This is a genomic window from Bacillus sp. AFS088145, from assembly GCF_002564465.1.
In the GTDB taxonomy this organism is placed as follows: domain Bacteria; phylum Bacillota; class Bacilli; order Bacillales; family Bacillaceae_G; genus Gottfriedia.
In genome coordinates this window covers 298,964-317,267 of sequence record NZ_NUUX01000013.1, presented here as the reverse complement: position 1 = coordinate 317,267, position 18,304 = coordinate 298,964, and the positions used below count along the sequence as shown (strand labels likewise).

General features: G+C 32.3%; 21 protein-coding genes and 1 other annotated feature. Of the genes, 13 read left to right on the top strand and 8 right to left on the bottom strand.

Annotated elements, in window-relative coordinates:
* Nucleotides 1-162: 162 nt before the first annotated feature.
* Nucleotides 163-291, bottom strand: a complete 129-nt coding sequence (locus tag COI44_RS09685; RefSeq protein ID WP_082459548.1) for a DUF3941 domain-containing protein — start codon at nt 289-291, stop codon at nt 163-165.
* A gap of 215 nt (nt 292-506) precedes the next feature.
* Here COI44_RS09685 and COI44_RS09680 point away from each other — a divergent pair, with 215 nt between their 5' ends.
* Nucleotides 507-1,316 (top strand): YitT family protein, encoded by an 810-nt coding sequence (locus COI44_RS09680; RefSeq protein ID WP_286163868.1) that lies wholly within the window; start codon nt 507-509, stop codon nt 1,314-1,316.
* Nucleotides 1,317-1,364: 48 nt separating this feature from the next.
* Here COI44_RS09680 and COI44_RS09675 read toward each other — a convergent pair whose 3' ends face one another.
* The gene (locus COI44_RS09675; RefSeq protein ID WP_098427956.1) at nt 1,365-1,955 is read right to left on the bottom strand and encodes a DUF421 domain-containing protein; all 591 of its coding nucleotides are present in this window, start codon (nt 1,953-1,955) and stop codon (nt 1,365-1,367) included.
* Between the two features lie 223 nt (nt 1,956-2,178).
* Between COI44_RS09675 and COI44_RS09670 the strand changes: the two genes are divergently transcribed.
* Complete coding sequence (locus COI44_RS09670; RefSeq protein ID WP_098427739.1) at nt 2,179-2,685, top strand: BsuPI-related putative proteinase inhibitor; 507 nt, start codon at nt 2,179-2,181, stop codon at nt 2,683-2,685.
* A gap of 82 nt (nt 2,686-2,767) precedes the next feature.
* Here COI44_RS09670 and COI44_RS24100 read toward each other — a convergent pair whose 3' ends face one another.
* Together COI44_RS24100 and COI44_RS09665 are read right to left on the bottom strand one after the other, a co-directional pair.
* Complete coding sequence (locus COI44_RS24100) at nt 2,768-2,911, bottom strand: hypothetical protein (RefSeq protein WP_179887066.1); 144 nt, start codon at nt 2,909-2,911, stop codon at nt 2,768-2,770.
* Between the two features lie 181 nt (nt 2,912-3,092).
* Nucleotides 3,093-3,908 (bottom strand): Cof-type HAD-IIB family hydrolase, encoded by an 816-nt coding sequence (locus COI44_RS09665; RefSeq protein WP_098427738.1) that lies wholly within the window; start codon nt 3,906-3,908, stop codon nt 3,093-3,095.
* A gap of 152 nt (nt 3,909-4,060) precedes the next feature.
* On the opposite strand from COI44_RS09665, the gene COI44_RS09660 reads away from it, so the two are divergent.
* Nucleotides 4,061-4,243: a YjzC family protein gene (locus COI44_RS09660; RefSeq protein WP_056473610.1), complete on the top strand. Its 183-nt coding sequence runs from the start codon at nt 4,061-4,063 to the stop codon at nt 4,241-4,243.
* Between the two features lie 230 nt (nt 4,244-4,473).
* Here COI44_RS09660 and COI44_RS09655 read toward each other — a convergent pair whose 3' ends face one another.
* A complete protein-coding gene (locus COI44_RS09655; RefSeq protein ID WP_098427737.1) occupies nt 4,474-4,662 on the bottom strand; it encodes a YjzD family protein in 189 nt (62 codons plus the stop codon).
* A gap of 165 nt (nt 4,663-4,827) precedes the next feature.
* Between COI44_RS09655 and COI44_RS09650 the strand changes: the two genes are divergently transcribed.
* The 6 genes from COI44_RS09650 (at nt 4,828) to COI44_RS09625 (ending at nt 10,749) form a co-directional block, all read left to right on the top strand.
* Complete coding sequence (locus tag COI44_RS09650) at nt 4,828-5,553, top strand: alpha/beta fold hydrolase (protein WP_098233228.1); 726 nt, start codon at nt 4,828-4,830, stop codon at nt 5,551-5,553.
* A gap of 47 nt (nt 5,554-5,600) precedes the next feature.
* Nucleotides 5,601-6,407 carry a hypothetical protein gene (locus tag COI44_RS09645; protein WP_098427736.1) on the top strand — a complete coding sequence of 269 codons (807 nt, stop codon included), beginning with the start codon at nt 5,601-5,603 and terminating at the stop codon, nt 6,405-6,407.
* Between the two features lie 257 nt (nt 6,408-6,664).
* Nucleotides 6,665-7,600, top strand: coding sequence for a beta-ketoacyl-ACP synthase III (locus tag COI44_RS09640; protein ID WP_098233230.1), 936 nt, complete (start codon nt 6,665-6,667; stop codon nt 7,598-7,600).
* 25 nt (nt 7,601-7,625) lie between these two features.
* Nucleotides 7,626-8,864 carry a beta-ketoacyl-ACP synthase II gene (gene fabF, locus COI44_RS09635; RefSeq protein ID WP_098427735.1) on the top strand — a complete coding sequence of 413 codons (1,239 nt, stop codon included), beginning with the start codon at nt 7,626-7,628 and terminating at the stop codon, nt 8,862-8,864.
* A gap of 277 nt (nt 8,865-9,141) precedes the next feature.
* The gene (locus COI44_RS09630) at nt 9,142-9,783 is read left to right on the top strand and encodes a DUF2268 domain-containing putative Zn-dependent protease (protein WP_179887064.1); all 642 of its coding nucleotides are present in this window, start codon (nt 9,142-9,144) and stop codon (nt 9,781-9,783) included.
* A 213-nt stretch (nt 9,784-9,996) separates the two neighbouring features.
* The gene (locus COI44_RS09625; RefSeq protein WP_098427733.1) at nt 9,997-10,749 is read left to right on the top strand and encodes a YjbA family protein; all 753 of its coding nucleotides are present in this window, start codon (nt 9,997-9,999) and stop codon (nt 10,747-10,749) included.
* Between the two features lie 181 nt (nt 10,750-10,930).
* Here COI44_RS09625 and trpS read toward each other — a convergent pair whose 3' ends face one another.
* On the bottom strand, nt 10,931-11,929 hold the full coding sequence (gene trpS, locus COI44_RS09620) for a tryptophan--tRNA ligase (protein WP_098427732.1): 999 nt from the start codon (nt 11,927-11,929) through the stop codon (nt 10,931-10,933).
* Nucleotides 11,930-11,988: 59 nt separating this feature from the next.
* Nucleotides 11,989-12,217, bottom strand: a binding site (T-box leader).
* Between the two features lie 58 nt (nt 12,218-12,275).
* Complete coding sequence (locus tag COI44_RS09615; RefSeq protein ID WP_098427731.1) at nt 12,276-12,650, bottom strand: DUF3899 domain-containing protein; 375 nt, start codon at nt 12,648-12,650, stop codon at nt 12,276-12,278.
* Nucleotides 12,651-13,495: 845 nt separating this feature from the next.
* Between COI44_RS09615 and opp3b the strand changes: the two genes are divergently transcribed.
* The 4 genes from opp3b to COI44_RS09595 are packed head-to-tail and all read left to right on the top strand — an operon-like array spanning nt 13,496 to nt 17,443.
* A complete protein-coding gene (gene opp3b / locus COI44_RS09610; RefSeq protein WP_098427730.1) occupies nt 13,496-14,422 on the top strand; it encodes an oligopeptide ABC transporter permease in 927 nt (308 codons plus the stop codon).
* 3 nt (nt 14,423-14,425) lie between these two features.
* Nucleotides 14,426-15,448, top strand: a complete 1,023-nt coding sequence (opp3C, locus tag COI44_RS09605; RefSeq protein ID WP_098427729.1) for an oligopeptide ABC transporter permease — start codon at nt 14,426-14,428, stop codon at nt 15,446-15,448.
* Between the two features lie 20 nt (nt 15,449-15,468).
* A complete protein-coding gene (locus tag COI44_RS09600) occupies nt 15,469-16,518 on the top strand; it encodes an ABC transporter ATP-binding protein (protein WP_098427728.1) in 1,050 nt (349 codons plus the stop codon).
* Nucleotides 16,508-17,443, top strand: coding sequence for an ABC transporter ATP-binding protein (locus COI44_RS09595; RefSeq protein WP_098427727.1), 936 nt, complete (start codon nt 16,508-16,510; stop codon nt 17,441-17,443). The genes COI44_RS09600 and COI44_RS09595 overlap by 11 nt, the downstream gene beginning before the upstream one ends.
* A 525-nt stretch (nt 17,444-17,968) precedes the next feature.
* Here the strand turns inward: COI44_RS09595 and COI44_RS09590 are convergent.
* Nucleotides 17,969-18,172, bottom strand: a complete 204-nt coding sequence (locus COI44_RS09590; RefSeq protein WP_069032985.1) for a hypothetical protein — start codon at nt 18,170-18,172, stop codon at nt 17,969-17,971.
* Between the last annotated feature and the right edge of the window lie 132 nt (nt 18,173-18,304).

Here is an 18,304-nt window from a genome sequence, read left to right as displayed (position 1 = left end):
CTAGAGGTTGTTTAAAAATATTTACATCGGTTAAATATTCTTAATAATAAGGCTTTTTCAAGTTTAGAAAGTTCTTATTGTCTTTCAGAAAGATTTAAATATACTTAAACTATTAGATGAAATTTTACATGTTTTTTAATCAATTTAAACGTTTTTAAAATATTAAAGATGATCGACACTTTTAGAAAAAGATTTCTTACCAGCTTGTGCATTTTTACTTTCTTGTGCATTTTTCTTTTCTCTTACAGCGTTATTATCTTTTGCTTTTTTGTCATTATCACTAGTAGGCATAATTAAGCTCCTTTATAAGAAATGATAATGTTAGGTTTGCCTTTATCACCTTAATTATGTATGTGTGTTCGTTTTTACATTTTAGCTTTTGTTAAACAACTATGATGTTCTACAGAGGTAGATTTTTTATTATAGAGAGAAGTTTTATTTTTTTTGAGGAGGAAGCAGAGTTGGTGGAAAGAAATAAAGAGCTTTTATTTAAGCTGGTTGTAGTAATGATTGGTGGTTTCTTAAATGCGTTTGCAATGAATTGTTTTTTAATCCCTGCTAATGTATATTCAAGTGGTTTTGCAGGTCTAGCTCAGTTACTTTCAAATATTATTACTGACTACACTCCGTTTACAGCAACGACGGGGATTCTTTTAGCGTTATTAAATATTCCTGTTATCGTTTTAGCATGGAAAAAAGTTGGACGTTCCTTTACGTATTTTAGTTTCTTTAGTGTAGGAATAATGACGTTATTTTTGGAAATTTTACCTATTAAACCGATTTTTTCTGATGATATTCTTCTTAATGCAGTTTTTGGTGGTTTAATTGCTGCGATCGGAATTGGAATGACATTAAAATTCGGTGGATCTACAGGTGGGTTGGATATTATCGCCTTAGTTCTTTCAAAATCAAAAGGGAAACCGGTTGGAACCTATTTCTTTTTGTTTAATGCAATTATTATCATTACAGCTGGCCAGCTATATGGAATGGAAAAAGCTCTTTATACTTTAATCAATTTATATGTTACTACTCGTGTGATCGATAGTGTTCATACAAGTCATGTTAAGCTAACGGCAATGATTGTCACTACAAAAGGTGAAGAGCTTAGAAAAGAAATTCATGCGAAACTTGTCCGAGGAATTACACAAATGAATGCTACTGGCGCATTTACTAAACAAGATAAAGATATTTTAATGATTGTTTTATCTCGTTATGAATTATATGATTTGGAAAGAATTATAAAAAGAGTAGATCCTAAAGCTTTTACGAATGTGGTACAAACTGTTGATGTTTTAGGGGAATTTAGAAAGATTTAAATAGATAAAGACTAGCCAAAAGTTTAAATTTGCTAGTCTTTTTATGATTTATTTCAATTTAGGATTTTCGGGTTTTTGTTTTCCTTTTATTTCATTAAAAATTGAAGCAGAACTTTGAGTATTCTCGCTTAAATGATTATTATTAAGTTGAAATCCGTAAGACTCCATTAGTGTTTTAAACTCTCTAATTGTTAATGGTTTCGCATCCGCAGCTAATTCGAATCCTAATAAGCCATTTGGTTCAATTGTAGCAAACTTAATATCATCAAATTTATTAATTCCTTCATTTCGAATGCGCATTTCTAATTGATCAACCGTTAAACGTAACTTTTTTAAATTTTTAATATTTAACTTGCCGTTTTCTACTACAATTTTTGATTTTCCTGTAAAAAATTTTTCAAGAGTATTCGACTTCATCTGCAAATATTCTAATGCAAGTAGAGTTAATACAAAAACTGTGGCAGCAACAATTGTTTTAGTTAAGCCTTTTTCAATAATTGGAGTAACGATAATTGTACCAATCGAAATCATAACAATCGTTTGGGGCAATGTCATTTGTGAAATTGATTTTCTTCCAGCTATTCTTAATAGTAAAATGCCAGCTAAAATTAGTATGAATGAATGGAAAATAGTATGCATCATGTTAATTCCCCTTTCATATATGGGTAAGGAGTACATATGTAGACAATTAATAGTTAGATAAATTCTTAATTAATTTTTCTTTTAATTTTAAGATTTATGCATTGGTTACTAAATCATCAATGCTAGCTAATACTATCACTAATATTTCACTTAATTGTTAAAGTAATTTCTTAGCTTTTTGGTATAATTTAGGAAGGAAACTAAAAAGGTGGAGATTATTTTGAAAAAGGGATCGATTCTCTTACTAGCTTGTTCACTACTTCTTTCTGGTTGTGGTGCAAAGAGTGACAAGGAAATAAAACCAACACCAAGTACAAATCAAACTGTAGGACAAATCAATGAGATTGACGTTGAAAAGCTTTCACCAACACTTGAAATTACAGAAGCTAACGGCCTTGTAAAAATGAAATATTCATTACGTAATGATAATAAAATCCCTGCAAATTTTACATTCCCTTCATCACAAACAGTTGATTTTACAATTAAAGATGAGAGAGGACGAGTGGTTTATCAATCATCTCGAGAAATGGTATATGCACAAGTCATTACAAATGTTGCGGTACCTGGCGGAAAAACACAAGTTTGGGAAGAGAAAGTTAGTTTTGTAAATAAAAACCTTCCATATGGTAATTATGAAATAACTGCAAATATCGTTGCATCAAAGGTGAATGAGAAAAATCTTAATGGAGAAATTAAACCAGTTACCCAAACAGTTTCTTACCAGTAACTTCTTCAGTAAATAAAGAAAGAAATAAAAAAACAACCAAAGGAGTATTCCAATGGTTGTTTTTTGTTTTTAATGCTTGAAGTTAAGCATTAATGCTTTGACTATTATTAGCTTTTCGCTCTTCTGCTTCAGCTAATGTAAAGTGGTAAGGGAATTTTTCAGAGTACTTTGTAACAGAATCAGAACTTTGTTGAATAAAGCGCTTAGACTTATTACTTTTGCCCATTATGATTCCCTCCTAAATAGGAAAGCTTTTTGTTTTTGACTTCTTAAGAATTTCCAATAGTAATTGATCAAAATCAAAAAGTGGATAATCCCTTTGGTGAAGTCCTTATTAGATTGTACATTTCGTAAATTGTTATAAGTGGTTATTATTAGTTATCTTTGAAATTAATGACAAAGAAGAATTATTGTTTTAAGTTGAAAAAATCTTCTAGGAAAATTGCGATTCCATCATCTTGATTAGATAATGTTGTGTGGTTTGCAATATTCTTTAATTGATGAATTGCGTTATCCATAGCAACACCATGACCCGCATATTCAATCATTTCCAAATCATTGTCTTCATCCCCAAAAGCTATAATGTTTTTTCGAGGAATATTATAGAAAGATGCTACTTTTTGTAGACCTATTGCCTTATTCATTCCTGCTTTAACAATTTCGATTATATGATGAGGTGCTGCCCAGCGACGGTGATCAATTACTTCAGCGTGGACATTTGATAGGTGCTGACGAATACTTGCAACATGAGACTCTTCACTATCGATTAGAAGACATGTTGGAGCTTGAGTAAGATTTAAAACTAAATCTCCGTGGATTATATCTTCTTTTAAGTAGTGAAAAAGTGGGAGGATCTCCTCTTCGTGTTTATCCGCGTATACATCATCCATTACTTCAGCATACATATTTTTTAATTCATACTCTCTACAAGAACTAATTACCTCTTTTGCAACTTCTAAAGGTAATGATTCGTGATAAACTCCCCATGAATCATCTAGAGGGTGATGAACATAAGCCCCATTAAAGTTTACAATTGGAGTTGTAAGTTTTAATTGGTCATAATACATTTTACTAGCTCTAAAAGGTCTACCAGTGGAAATGCATACTTCGTGACCCTGATTCTTTAACTGGTGGATCACTTTTAAAGTACGTTCGGATATTGTTTTTTCATCCGTTAATAAGGTGCCGTCTAAATCTAGTGCAATTAAGTGTTTTGTTTTCATATTCATCACCTTTTATTTTTTAATGTTAATCTTTTTAAGAAAAAATATTATTGGATAAAAAGCCAATAATTACTAATAATACCATCTTTTTAAAAGAAAAAACTTTCTTTTTAGAGGAACAATAAGAACCTAAAAAGAAGGAGGAATGGATTATGGGACAAGCACATCAATTTAGACCAGGCGACAAAGCACCAAATAATGGGGTATACGTGGAAATCGGAGAAACAGGAAGTAATGTAACTCGCCCAAAACAAATTAAACTTCAGGCAGGAGAAGTTTTTCCAGATACTCAGAACCATAACAGAAAATGGACATATAAATCCAAATTTAAATAATTGTGGATCGCAGAAGAGTAAGCAACATTAGTAACTTAAAAGAGGTATAAAAAAAGCGCTTTCGATTAATTGATCGAGGGCGCTCTTTTATACGTTTACAATATACAAAATATTGAATGTATTTATCAAAATTTTAGTATTTTATAAATTATCTAAATCTATAATAGATGACATATGTATATACCAAGTTGAACGTTTTTGGGTGCTACAACATATGTTATATATAGATTTTAGTGGTGTTTTGCAACAGGTTCATTAGGAATTATTGCTTCGCTAAGAACTGAAATCGCTAAAGTTAATATTACAGCCATAATTGAAGCAGTTGTGAAATTATACTCTCCGCCAGTCATTGAACTTAAAACGTAAGATCCCATTTGGCATAAAACAAAGCTCCAGAACAATGTCATAATAAAACGCACTCTAATCACTCCTATCTAGTTAGTTCTTATCATATTATATACCTAGAAATTTGATAATTGAAGTTATAATTAAAAAGTTTTAATTAAAAAAAGTAACTTAAGAATTTTTTTAACACCCATTTTATAATTCCCCAAAAATACTACATTAATAATAAGGTGATAGGAATGCCTGTAACTGAGAGATTTTTTAAACAAGAGGATCAATATGCAGTTATTCATCTACCTATTAGACCGAATGGTTTCGGAGTACTCTATGTCGGTGGGAATACTCATTACGTAGATAATGCACATAGTTCCTTATTGCAGCATTTTGATAAAAGAAAGTTATTATCAACATTAACAGAAGAAGGGTACACAGTATTCACTTCAAATTTATATGGAAAAAACTGGGGTTCTGATGACGCTGTCGATTTAGCAGAAAGCTTATATCATTCAGTTATGAGAAAAGAAACTTTGAATCCATCAATTCATATAATTGGGGAAGGTACTGGTGCATTAGTTGTTTGTAAATTACTTGGCCTCTTAAAGGGAAAAGTCAGAAGTATTTCATTATTAAATCCTTCGTTAAATTTAAAAAATGAATTAGATTTAGAAAGAGAAAATAAATTGTTCTATAAAAGAACAGTTCATGAAATTTTAAAAGCATATAAAGCGTCGGATATATATATGGTTATAGATAGAGAATGTTTTTTTTATGAAACAATCTCACCAATTAAAATTTACACCACAACAAGAAATCATTATAAATGGAAAAGCGATATTAGACTTTTAGAAGAAGAACGACATAAAAATAATTTGCCGATTTCGATATTGATTTCATTAGAAGAGAAAAAATTTGACTGTGGAAAAAACTTAATAAGGTTTTTAAAAAAATATCAGGATGTTTTATAGTCTCTATATTTTTTTTGAATAAATTTCCCAAAAGAAGGAGGTTAATAATGAAAAAGTGTGCTGTCATTGGATCCAGTGGATTTATGGGTTATGAGTTAGTTTGCCAACTAATGGAATATAATGATGTTTCAGCCGTTGTGATGGAAAATGGAAATGAAAGTAATTTAATAAGTGAAGAAAAAATCTTTTCAATCGGAAGAAATGCAAGAGTAGTCTTTTTAGATGAAGAGCAATTTTTATTAGAGAATGAGCAATATGATACTATTTTTATTTCTCATTTTTATGACGAACTAAAGTTAAAAGGCTCAATAAATAGTATAGAGTTTACAGAAAAACTATTTAACAAAATCATTGGCAAAAGTAAGGATATAATCTTTTTATTATCTACAAAAAAAGAATTAGCAGATTTAGAAAGAACTGTTAATGAATTGAGTAAAAATATAGATTGCAATATTACTTACATTGAAATTCCATCTATATATGGACCTTGGGAGCCATCCGCAGGCTTAGTACATGAATTGATTGTTCAAGACCTAGGAAAAAGAAATGTTTCCATAAAGAATGTATACGGTTCTAATGAAATTCTATTTGTAGAAGATGTAGGTAAAGCAATTCGGATAATTTCTGAGAAGGAATTAAAAGAACATAAATATATCATTACAGCTAAACAATGTATGTACTTACCAGAGGACGGGAATTTCACCGGATTACAAAATATGATCGACGGAATAAAGTACGCTCAAATGAGAAACTATATAGATGCAACTCCTTTTGTTATTATTAATACAACTTCATTTGAGGACGGTATACAAAAGCAAAAACAGCAAATTCAACAGCATTTTCATCTTTACTAATGAAATACATTACTCAAATAGGGAAATGGTTCATTTTGAACTATTTCCTTTTTTGTAGTAGAATACATTAGTTTAAAAATTCGTTTTGGATTTAAAGTTCGTCCAAAGTGGTATTCTTTTTAAGAAATGAACAAACTTTTTTACATAGCCTAGATTTTAAAAGATAAAAATGTAGACAAAGTACATATTATTTCATAAAATTAGTACCAGGTAATAATAAGAAGACATAAAAATAATAAAGTAAGGCGGGGATATTAATGAATGCTGGAATTTTAGGTATTGGCTCATACGTACCCGAAAAAAAGTTAACTAATTATGATTTAGAACAAATGATGGATACTTCAGATGAGTGGATTGTTAGTCGTACTGGAATTAAAGAGAGAAGAATTGCTAGTGACGAACAAGACACTTCTGATTTAGCATATGAAGCTGCGGTAGAAGCTTTAAAAGATGCAAATGTAAAAGCAGAAGAACTTGATTTAATTTTAGTTGGAACTGTTACTCCAGATAAGTCGTTTCCATCAGTTGCATGTGTAATTCAAGAAAAACTTGGAGCTAAAAATGCTGCTGCAATGGATATTAGTGCTGCTTGTGCTGGATTTATTTATGGTGTTGTTACTGCAGCTCAGTTTGTTAATACTGGTACATACAGTAGAATTCTTGTAATCGGAGCTGAAAAGTTAACTAAAATTGTTAACTGGGAAGATCGAAACACGGCAGTTTTATTTGGTGACGGTGCAGGTGCTGCCGTTATCGGACCAGTAAGTGAAGGCAGAGGGATTCTTTCTTATGAATTAGGTGCGGACGGTACTGGTGGTAAACATCTTTATAAAGGTGGGGATCACTTAGTAATGAACGGACGAGAAGTGTTTAAATTTGCAGTTCGTCAAATGGGAGATTCTTGTGAATCTGTATTAAAATTAGCAGGATTAACGAAAGAAGAAGTGGATTTCTTAATTCCACACCAAGCGAATACTCGTATAATGGACGCTGCAAGAGAAAGATTACAGCTACCTAAAGAAAAAATGAGTGTAATTATTGATCGTCATGGTAATACATCTTCATCTTCAATTCCAATTGCATTAGTTGAAGAATATAAAAAAGGAAATGTTAAAGAAGACGATGTATTAGTATTAGTTGGATTTGGCGGCGGATTAACTTGGGGTGCAATTGCACTTCGATTCGGAAGATAATCTAATTGAAGGAGGATTTTTTGGAATGAAAAAACGAGTTGTTATTACAGGTTTAGGTGCAGTATCACCTATTGGTAATGATATAAATACAGTATGGGAAAGTTTAATGAATGGAAAGAGTGGAATTGGTGCTCTGACTCGAAAAAATCCTGATAATTTCCCTGTTAAAGTTGCGGGAGAAGTAAAAGACTTTGATCCTGAAAAATATATTGATAAAAAAGAAGTAAAACGCATGGACCGTTTTACTCACTATGCGATTGCAGCTTCAAAAATGGCTATAGAAGATGCAAACTTTACGATTGACGAAGAAATTGCGCCAAAAGTTGGTGTTTGGATTGGTTCTGGTATCGGTGGTATGGAAACATATGAAGAACAGTTTAATACATTCCAAACAAAAGGCGCACGTCGAGTAAGCCCGTTCTTTATTCCGATGCTAATCCCTGATATGGCATCTGGACAAGTATCTATTTTAACAGGTGCTAAAGGTCCAAATGGTTGTACAGTTACAGCTTGTGCTTCTGGTGCAAGTTCGATTGGTGATGCTTTCAAAATTATTCAACGTGGCGATGCAGTTGCAATGATTACTGGTGGTGCAGAAGCACCAATTACTGATATGGGTCTTGCTGGGTTCTGTGCTGCAAGAGCATTATCATTAAATCCAGATCCAGAAAAAGCTTGTCGTCCATTTGATAATGCTCGTGATGGCTTTATCATTGGTGAAGGTGCTGGTATCGTATTCCTTGAGGAATTAGAACACGCATTAGCTCGTGGAGCAAAGATTTATGCTGAAATCGTTGGATACGGAACAACTGGTGATGCACACCATATTACAGCACCAGCTCCAGGAGGAGAAGGTGGCGCACGTGCAATGAGAATGGCACTTGATGATGCTGGTTTATCAGTTGAAGATATTCATTACATTAATGCACATGGAACAAGTACTGAATTAAATGATAAATTCGAAACGATGGCAATTAAAGAAGTATTTGGCGAACATGCATACAATGTACCAATTAGTTCAACAAAATCTATGACTGGTCATATGCTAGGAGCAGCTGGTGGAATTGAAGCAATTATTACAGCATTAACAATCCATAATAAAGTAATTGCTCCAACGATTAATCACCAAGAAACTGATAGCGAATGTGATTTAGATTATGTACCAAATGTTGCTAGACCATTTAATGTAAAAGCAGCAATTTCTAATTCATTAGGATTTGGTGGACATAATGTCACTTTAGCATTTAAAGAATTCACTAAATAAGTTTAAAATGTAGTTTGGACACGAAAGCTTAGGTCTTTACCTAAGCTTTTTTTTATTAGGAATCAGAGTGTAAAAAAAGTAACTTTCACTAGTTAATTATCATACTTTAATAGTAAAATGAGGTGATTAACTTGGGATAATACCAACTTATAAATGGGTTGATTTTATTGAAGATAAACAAATGGTAATGAAAAAACTTTTACCATATTTTCCGAAATATAATGAGGAGAGTTTATATAAATATCTTCTTTCCCACGGTTTATCGAGGCTGTCAACCTTGAGTAAAGATGATCTAAAACAACTAGATGAAAAAAGTATATGGAAAAGCCTTTCTGAAGAGTTTGAGAAGTTAAAAAGAGAATTTAATGGACCTGACTTACCTATATTTATTTTACCTTGTCATAGAACGGGAAGTATGTTTAAAAACACGACTTATCAAAGGGGTGGAATCGCACATAAAAAATGTATTTGTTTATTTTTGTCCCCTTTAGAAGGAATTTTGCAACATAAAGCAGTATTATTACATGAGTATCATCATATTGTAAGATTGACAAAGTTATATAAAAACAAAAAGGTCACATTACTTGATGCAATGATTTTAGAAGGTTTAGCCGAAACTGCAGTTTTAGATAAATATGGAGAAGCAGTTCAGGCACCATGGACAAATCAGTATTCTTCCAAGCAATGTGAATTATATTATAAAAAATATTTAATAGATAAACTTGAGATAACAAGTAATGATGATAATTTTTCAAAATACTTGTATGGTGGGAACGGAATTCCAAAATTATTGGGTTACAGTGTTGGATATGACATTGTTAAAAGTTGTACAGAGCAGACAGAATGGTCAACTGATATCCTTTTACGAACGCCAAGTAAAAAGATTAAGGAAAATGCAATACATTATATTTCAATTTGAATGCAAACGATTCCAGAGCATATCAGAGCGTATATAATGTATTGCTAGCATTAATGTATCAGAGAAGCTTTAATCTATGATATTTAATGATTTATTGACTATATTTCATTCAGTTTGTTAAACACTTTTTGTAATTCAGTGGAAAATGGAATAAATTAGTGAATCACTGACCATACTGAAAGTTACATACAGTTGTGAAGTGAGGGGTAGTAAATGTTGTATTTACATGATGTATGGGTCAATTGGTTTGAAGGTGAAGAAAATGGTTACAATGTCTGTCATTTTTTTGAATGGAGAAAAGATGATAGTGTTGAATTATTAGACCAAGTTCCAGTCATTAAAGTTACTCCAGAGTTATATCAGTATATTGAAAATGAACTATTAGAGCTTCCTTCCGGTCTATTAACTGAAGTGTTTCAAAAGTCTTATGTAAGAAAGAATCATGAGCGTATTCAGCTAGATTATTGCTTTGTAGTAACTGACGGTAATGGTATTATTGCGGTTGACACAATTGGGTATAATATTCCAATTCGAAAAAGTCGTCTTATACCAAGGCAAGAACAAATGGTGTATGATATGACAGCCGAGATTGAAGAAAGTCACTATAGTCTTCAAAATTTAGTAAATGATGAAACAAAAGAACATCATATACTGTCACCGTCGCCAATTATTATGAGCGGACTAACTAGAAAAGAAAGACAACTAAAGCAGTTATTATTTATGGCGCTAGATCAACTCCATTCATCCAAAAATCCTTCGGAGATTCGATATTGGTACACTGAGTGGAATCCAAGATCGTATCAACATATTCAGGATTTGTCATTTGAGGACATTTGGTCCCAATTATATGACGAAATAAAGAGTGGTTGGTCAGATCGACATGAGCAATTATGTGGAAGAATCGTTAAAGGTCAACCTTTCTTTGAAAAACTATGGGAAATGGAACACGAACAAAAAGTAAACTAAAAAGAGGTTATTTAAAATGGCCTCAAAACGAAAAAGACCCACAAGGTGATAAAGTGCCTTGTGGGTCTTTTAGTCATTTCTTGATATTTCGTCTTTTCCTTATAGTAAAGAAAAAGGTGTCTCTAAAGTTCTTTGACTTTTAAGACACCCATTACTATTTTAATTTTTACGAAAAACAGAATTATTTTTTTCTCTTGCGACCTAATCCCATAGCATTTTCCATTTTTTTAATCATTTTATTCGCAACGGCATTAGCTTTTGCAGCTCCTGCATCTAAAATATCATCTAATTCAGTCGATGAAATAATTTCTTTATAGCGTTCTTGTAATGGACGTAAACCGTTTACTACTACATCTGCAGTATCTTGCTTGAATTCTCCATAATTTTTACCAGCATATTTATTTTCCAATTCTTGAATTGTTTCACCAGTAAATGCTGAGTAAATGCTTAATAAATTTGAAATACCAGGCTTATTTTCTTTATCATACTTAACAATGCCTTCAGAGTCAGTTACAGCACTTTTAATTTTCTTTTCAATTACTTTCGGTTCATCTAAAACAAAAATTGTAGCTTTTTGATTTTCATCGGATTTACTCATTTTTTTAGTTGGATCAGCTAAACTCATAATTCTAGCAGCGTCTTTACTAATTCTAACTTCAGGAATCGTAAAGATATCATTATATTTCTTATTAAAACGCTCTGCTAAGTCACGAGTAAGCTCTAAATGTTGCTTTTGGTCATCGCCAACTGGAACTAAGTGAGTACCGTATAAAAGTATATCCGCGGCCATTAAAGGTGGATATGTTAATAAAGCTGCTGATACACCATCTTTACCAGATGATTTATCTTTAAACTGTGTCATACGCTCTAATTCACCGATATACGATATACATTGCATCATCCATCCTGCTTGTGCGTGTGCAGGTACTTCAGATTGGATAAAAATAGTTGATTTTTCTGGGTCTAAACCTGCAGCAACATAGATTGCAGATAGACTTTGAATGTTTTTACGTAAAGCTAGTCTGTCTTGCGGTACTGTTATTGCATGTTGATCAACAATACAGAAATAACAGTTATAATCATTTTGTAATTCAATGAATTGTTTTACCGCACCTAAATAGTTACCTAAAGTAATTCCTCCAGATGATGTTGGTTGAATTCCACTAAAAATAGTTTGCATCTTAAAATCCTCCTAAAAAAGCTAAATAAAATAAAAAAAGCGGCATAATCTCTCTATTACATAGAGACGATTAAACCGCGGTACCACTCTAGTTATTCCAAATAAGGAATCACTCATGCATGAAATCATGCTCTCATCTATCGTTTGAGTTACGTCGAAGCCTACTTATACTATCTGTTCGGTCCGAAGCTCAGAAGTCCATTCGACAGGGAGCATGACTTGTTTTCACCATCCACAAGCTCTCTTAACATGCTAAATCTGTGTACTACTCTTCTTCATCGCTTATATATACTTTCTATAGATAATATCTTAATTATATTCAACTTTCAAGATGTTGATACATCATTTAGTAAATAATGATAAAACTGAATAAAAAAGAAAGGATCACTAAAGTGATTGAAGCCATAAGTAATGGTTTTGTAATTGAAAATCTATATCTTCTATAGATCATATCCTTTTTAACAGTAAGTGATTCATCACCAGTCATTTCTGCCATCTGTTGGTCTCTCGTTCCGAATACTTTACGCATTCCAAAGCGAGTGATATTAAAAAATCCACTTTGTACGATAAATAAAAAACCACTAAAAACAAATAATGTTAGTCCAATATAGAATATTGTGTTCGTGAAATGAAGGAAAAAGTTTAATGTTCCTTGGATAAAAGAAATGATTGCTGCTAGTAATATCGCAGATAATACGACAATAATATAGTGTTTCGACATTTAATTTGTGATCCTCCTATTGGAAAGAATTATATATTGTAGACTTAATAATGCTATACTATAATAATATTGTAAACAGTTTCAACAAATCGTTACAAAATATTTTTAAATTGTTAGCATTTTTAAGACAATTCTCTTTATTTTAACAAATTATTTAATTTTATTTGTCAAAATTGTTGTAAAACTCTAATAAAAATGTATAATAAAATTTGTAGAAAAAAATCGATACTTATCGAAAATTCTACTATAAAAATTCAGAATTGTATATTAACTTTCTGTATTTTAGCCTACATTGCATTAGCATCTTAGGGGGTATACATCATGGATTGTGAGATATGTTACGATAGATAAATTTGTTATACTAAAATTGCAATTTGAATTTTTGAAAAAGCATTCATTTTTTTACCAAATTTATGAATAAATATCTAATTAAGCTGTTTTTTATAAGGATCCTAGCTCAATTAATAAGGAGAAATTTGTAAGAAATAATCTGTTTAGAATAATAATTTAGAATTTTCCGGTAAAAAAATATTGACCAAAAGCGTCATTGCGAATACGCTTACATTGTTGGGGAAAAAAGCTTAAGCAAAAATTTACACCATTTTACAACAAATGAAAAAAAAGGATTAAATGATTAATCCCATGTTTGAGAATAATATGGACAAGAAGTTAAATCGATCGAAAAAATTACCGAAAAAAATTACAGAATTATAATTGGTACGAAAGAGTATGTGGAGTAGATCCAAATAGGGAAAAATCCAAATGCTCTCATTTTTACAAAAGAATTATCAAAAAATAAAAAAAAATAAAAAAAATATTTTTTAAATTAATAGGGGGGTGCAGTTGTGGGACGTTACGTGCTACAGAGATTTATTTACATGTTTGTCACACTATTTTTGATTTGTACTGTTACATTTTTCTTAATGAAGTTGTTACCAGGTTCTCCATTAAAAAACCCAGAGAAATTAACACCTGAACAAAAACAAATTATTTTTGTGAAATATGGGTTAGATAAGCCAGTTCCTGTACAATATGCAAATTACATGAAGAATCTTGCTAAAGGTGATTTAGGAGATTCATATAAATACGATAATCGTAAAGTAACTGATATGATTTCAACTCGTATTGGTCCATCAGCTCAATTAGGTGCTCAAGCACTATTATTAGGAACATTTATCGGATTAATCTTCGGTATCGTAGCAGCACTAAAAAATAATACAATTTTTGACTATGGTTCTACTGTTCTAGCAGTCCTAGGTATTTCCATCCCGTCTTTCGTTTTCGGGGCAATCTTACAGTACTACTTAGCAGTAAAATTACATTGGTTCCCGGTAGCATATTGGGAAAGCTTTAAATACACGATTCTACCGACAATTGCATTGTCAGTATTCGTAACAGCAACTGTAGCTCGTTTCTCAAGAACTGAGTTAATCGAAGTTATGAACTCAGAGTATATCGTAACAGCAAAAGCAAAAGGTATCTCTCAAGTAGGCGTAATCATTAAGCATGCACTACGAAATGCATTAATCCCAGTAGTTACAATTTTAGGTCCAATGGCTGTAAACTTAATGACTGGTACATTAGTTATTGAAAATATGTTTGCTGTACCTGGACTAGGTTCTCAATTCGTTAACTCAATTGTAACAAATGACTACTCAGTAATTATGGGCACAACAATTTTCTATAGTGCATTATTACTAATCGTAATCTTCTTTGTAGATATTTTATACGGTGTAATTGATCCACGTATCCGTTTAGCAGGAGGTAAATAAATAATGAACAACAACACAGCTCAAAAAATTTCATCAGATTTATTCCAACCTGCAAACGTAGATTTGAATAATGCAGATAAAATTTCAAGACCTTCGGATTCTTTCTGGAAAGATGCAAGAAGACGTTTCAAAAAAAATAAAGGTGCAATGTTAGGATTTATTATCCTTGGTATCTTATTATTCTTTACATTGTTTGGTCCAATGATGAGTGGTCACTCATATAAAGACCAAGACTTAAAAAGATCAAAATTACCACCAAAAATTGGTGTATTAGAAAACGTAAAATTCTTACCATTTGACGGTATTGATCAATATGGGAATGATGTTTATAAAAACAAAAATATTAAAGAAAACTATTGGTTTGGTACAGATGATTTAGGTCGTGACCTTTTCACAAGAACATGGGCTGGTGCTCGAGTATCAATCTTAATCGGTTTATTAGCAGCAGTAATTGATATGGTAATTGGTGTAGCTTTCGGTGGTATTTCAGGCTTCTTTGGTGGTCGGACAGATACAATCATGCAACGTATTGCTGAAGTCCTAATGGGTGTTCCATATCTAATCGTAGTAATCTTATTCATTTTAGTATTTAAAAACCCAGGTATTCTTTCTATCGCATTAGCGATGGTAATTACAGGTTGGGTAGGTATGTCCCGTATCGTACGTGGTCAAATGCTAAAACTAAAAAATCAAGAATTCGTATTAGCATCAAGAACTTTAGGTGCAACAAATACTCAATTAATTGCAAAACACTTAATTCCAAATATTATGGGTCCAATCATCGTAATGATGATGTTCACGATTCCAAGTGCGATCTTCTCTGAAGCGTTCTTAAGCTTCATTGGTTTAGGTATTGCACCACCAAAAGCATCATTAGGTTCGTTAGTAAGTGATGGCTTCAAATCATTACAAACTTTCCCTCATATGATGATTATTCCAGCGGTTGTAATCAGCTTATTAATTTTAAGTTTCAACTTAATTGCTGACGGATTACGCGACGCTTTAGATCCAAAAATGAGTAAGTAATTTTGAAGGGAGAATGAACTATGAGTAAAATATTAGAAGTAAAAGATCTGTGTGTCTCCTTTTATACTCATGCTGGTGAAGTTCAAGCAGTACGCGGAGTTTCATTTGATCTTAAAAAAGGTGAGACATTAGCAATTGTAGGTGAATCTGGTTCAGGTAAATCAGTTACCTCTAAAGCATTAATGGGGTTAATTCCAAATCCTCCAGGTAAAATTAAAAGCGGTGAAATCTTATTCGATGGAAAAGATTTAGCTAAATTAAGCGATAAAGAAATGCAAAATATTCGTGGAAAAGAAATCTCAATGATTTTCCAAGATCCTATGACTTCTTTAAATCCAGTATTAACGATTGGGTACCAAATAACAGAAGGTCTAATAAAGCATCAAAAAATGAGTAAAACTGAAGCAAAGAAAATTGCTATAGAATTAATAAATCTTGTAGGTATTCCAAATGCTGAAGCTCGTTTTAAACAATATCCACACCAATTCTCAGGCGGTATGAGACAACGTGTTGTTATTGCAATGGCGTTAGCATGTAATCCAAAATTATTAATCGCCGATGAGCCAACAACAGCTCTTGACGTTACAATTCAAGCTCAGATTCTTGAGTTAATGAAAGAAATTCAAAGAAAAACTGATTCAGCAATTATCTTTATTACACATGATTTAGGTGTAGTAGCGAACGTTGCAGATAAAGTTGCAGTTATGTATGCAGGTAGAGTAGTTGAAATGGGAACTGTAGACGATATTTTCTACAATCCAAAACATCCTTACACTTGGGGACTTTTAGCTTCAATGCCGGATTTAGATAACGAACAAGGAGCAGAATTAGTAGCAATTCCTGGTACACCACCGGATCTATTAAATCCTCCAAAAGGTGATGCGTTTGCACCACGTAATCCAAATGCTTTAAAAATTGACTATGAAATGGAACCTCCTATGTTTAAGGTGTCTGATACACACTACGCTGCAACATGGCTATTACATGAGGATGCTCCAAAAGTTGACCCACCTGAAGCCGTTATGAAGCGTATTCAACGAATGAAGGAAGGTGAAGTAAATGTCAAATAAAGCAGAAAAATTAGTTGAAGTTAAAAATTTAAAACAATACTTTAATACAGGTAAAACAACTGTTAAAGCAATCGACGATGTTACATTTGACATTTTCCGTGGAGAAACTTTCGGTTTAGTAGGTGAATCAGGTTCTGGTAAATCTACAACTGGACGTTCAATCATTCGATTATATGATGCGACTGATGGACAAGTAATTTTCGATGGTAAAGATGTACATGGAAAGAAAAGTCGTAAAGAACTTAAGCAATTTAACCGTCGTATGCAAATGATTTTCCAAGATCCATACGCTTCATTAAACCCGCGTATGAAAGTTGCAGATATCATTGCAGAAGGTATTGATATTCATGGCTTAGCTCGTAACAAAGAAGAGCGCATGAAAATGGTTTATGACTTACTTGAAACAGTTGGTTTAAATAAAGAGCACGCTAACCGTTTCCCACATGAATTCTCAGGTGGACAACGTCAACGTATCGGTATTGCTAGAGCACTTGCTGTTCAACCAGAATTTATTATCGCCGATGAGCCAATCTCAGCTCTTGACGTGTCAATTCAAGCTCAGGTTGTAAACTTAATGAGAAAGCTTCAAAAGGAAAAAGGTTTAACATATCTATTTATCGCCCATGACTTATCAATGGTTAAGTACATTAGTGACCGTATCGCTGTAATGTACCACGGTAAAATTGTTGAGCTTGCAGATAGTAATGAATTATATGATTACCCAATGCATCCTTACACAAAATCATTATTATCAGCAATTCCGCTTCCAGATCCTGATTATGAGCGCAATCGTAAACGTATCGTTTATGATCCAAAACAACACGATTATTCAAACGAACAACCAAAATTACGTGAAGTTCGTCCTGGACATTTCGTACTTTGCTCAGAAGCAGAATTTAAGAATTATCAACAAATGTATAAATAATAAATCAATCCTAGTGAGGTTATCACTAGGATTTTTTATTGGATTAAGTAGAGATTAGGCTACTGGGGTCATGAGTAAGGAGAAAGGCAAAAGGTTCCCCATGAGAGGTTCATGGGGAAGTAAAACAGCAAAAGAAGCAAAATGCTTCCTCATGAGAGGTCTATGAGTAAGTATCAAAAAAAGTTCAAGTGGCAAGTAAAAAAACAGAAGCCGAAATTATCTTAACCATTAAGTATTCATACAAGTTAAGGGGAAATTAAGGTGGAGGTTTTATGATGATAAGTGTAGATAAGGCAAGGTATAATAATGGTAGGACAAGCTTAGAAGAAAATTAATCCAGAGTGTACAATGATAACCGAATTTTAATTCAAAGCCCCTGAATTTAATATTTCAATGTACTGTACCGTATGACGAACTAGTGACCTTAATCATTCTACATTGGTTATACACTAAACCTTATCAAGGCAAAAAAAAGAAAGGGCATTTGCCCTTTTTTTAATCGTAAAATTTCTTATAATACTGTTCTTAATAAGTTTTTTTACGGAACTTGCCTTGGCCACCAACTTGTTTGAAGTTTGCAGACATTCTGTCAGACATATCAACAAATTGACTTTTTTTACTTCTACCAAATATTTTTTCGCCAATCGCGTTTGTAAACACACCATTAAGTGCAGTAATTCCAATTACTAACACTGCAACTATCAATAGATCAGTTATGTAAGCTGCCATAAGATTAGCCTCCTAGGAATGTAAGCGTTACTATTATTGTATTAAAAATTTTGGGAAATAGAAAGAATAAATAAGCTTTTTCCGAATAATTATTTTAGGGCTTTTTATAAAGTAATCTGGCTTTTAGTATTG

Excerpts from the sequence above, each read along its gene's own strand:
- COI44_RS24100 (WP_179887066.1), bottom strand. The coding sequence starts at position 2,911 with ATGGGCAAAAGTAATAAGTCTAAGCGCTTTATTCAACAAAGTTCTGAT.
- trpS (WP_098427732.1), bottom strand. The coding sequence starts at position 11,929 with ATGCAAACTATTTTTAGTGGAATTCAACCAACATCATCTGGAGGAATT.
- COI44_RS09650 (WP_098233228.1), top strand. The coding sequence starts at position 4,828 with ATGCCTGTAACTGAGAGATTTTTTAAACAAGAGGATCAATATGCAGTT.
- COI44_RS09625 (WP_098427733.1), top strand. The coding sequence starts at position 9,997 with ATGTTGTATTTACATGATGTATGGGTCAATTGGTTTGAAGGTGAAGAA.
- COI44_RS09685 (WP_082459548.1), bottom strand. The coding sequence starts at position 291 with ATGCCTACTAGTGATAATGACAAAAAAGCAAAAGATAATAACGCTGTA.
- fabF (WP_098427735.1), top strand. The coding sequence starts at position 7,626 with ATGAAAAAACGAGTTGTTATTACAGGTTTAGGTGCAGTATCACCTATT.
- COI44_RS09675 (WP_098427956.1), bottom strand. The coding sequence starts at position 1,955 with ATGCATACTATTTTCCATTCATTCATACTAATTTTAGCTGGCATTTTA.
- COI44_RS09645 (WP_098427736.1), top strand. The coding sequence starts at position 5,601 with ATGAAAAAGTGTGCTGTCATTGGATCCAGTGGATTTATGGGTTATGAG.
- COI44_RS09640 (WP_098233230.1), top strand. The coding sequence starts at position 6,665 with ATGAATGCTGGAATTTTAGGTATTGGCTCATACGTACCCGAAAAAAAG.
- COI44_RS09595 (WP_098427727.1), top strand. The coding sequence starts at position 16,508 with ATGTCAAATAAAGCAGAAAAATTAGTTGAAGTTAAAAATTTAAAACAA.
- COI44_RS09590 (WP_069032985.1), bottom strand. The coding sequence starts at position 18,172 with ATGGCAGCTTACATAACTGATCTATTGATAGTTGCAGTGTTAGTAATT.
- COI44_RS09600 (WP_098427728.1), top strand. The coding sequence starts at position 15,469 with ATGAGTAAAATATTAGAAGTAAAAGATCTGTGTGTCTCCTTTTATACT.
- COI44_RS09660 (WP_056473610.1), top strand. The coding sequence starts at position 4,061 with ATGGGACAAGCACATCAATTTAGACCAGGCGACAAAGCACCAAATAAT.
- COI44_RS09680 (WP_286163868.1), top strand. The coding sequence starts at position 507 with ATGATTGGTGGTTTCTTAAATGCGTTTGCAATGAATTGTTTTTTAATC.
- opp3C (WP_098427729.1), top strand. The coding sequence starts at position 14,426 with ATGAACAACAACACAGCTCAAAAAATTTCATCAGATTTATTCCAACCT.
- COI44_RS09615 (WP_098427731.1), bottom strand. The coding sequence starts at position 12,650 with ATGTCGAAACACTATATTATTGTCGTATTATCTGCGATATTACTAGCA.
- COI44_RS09665 (WP_098427738.1), bottom strand. The coding sequence starts at position 3,908 with ATGAAAACAAAACACTTAATTGCACTAGATTTAGACGGCACCTTATTA.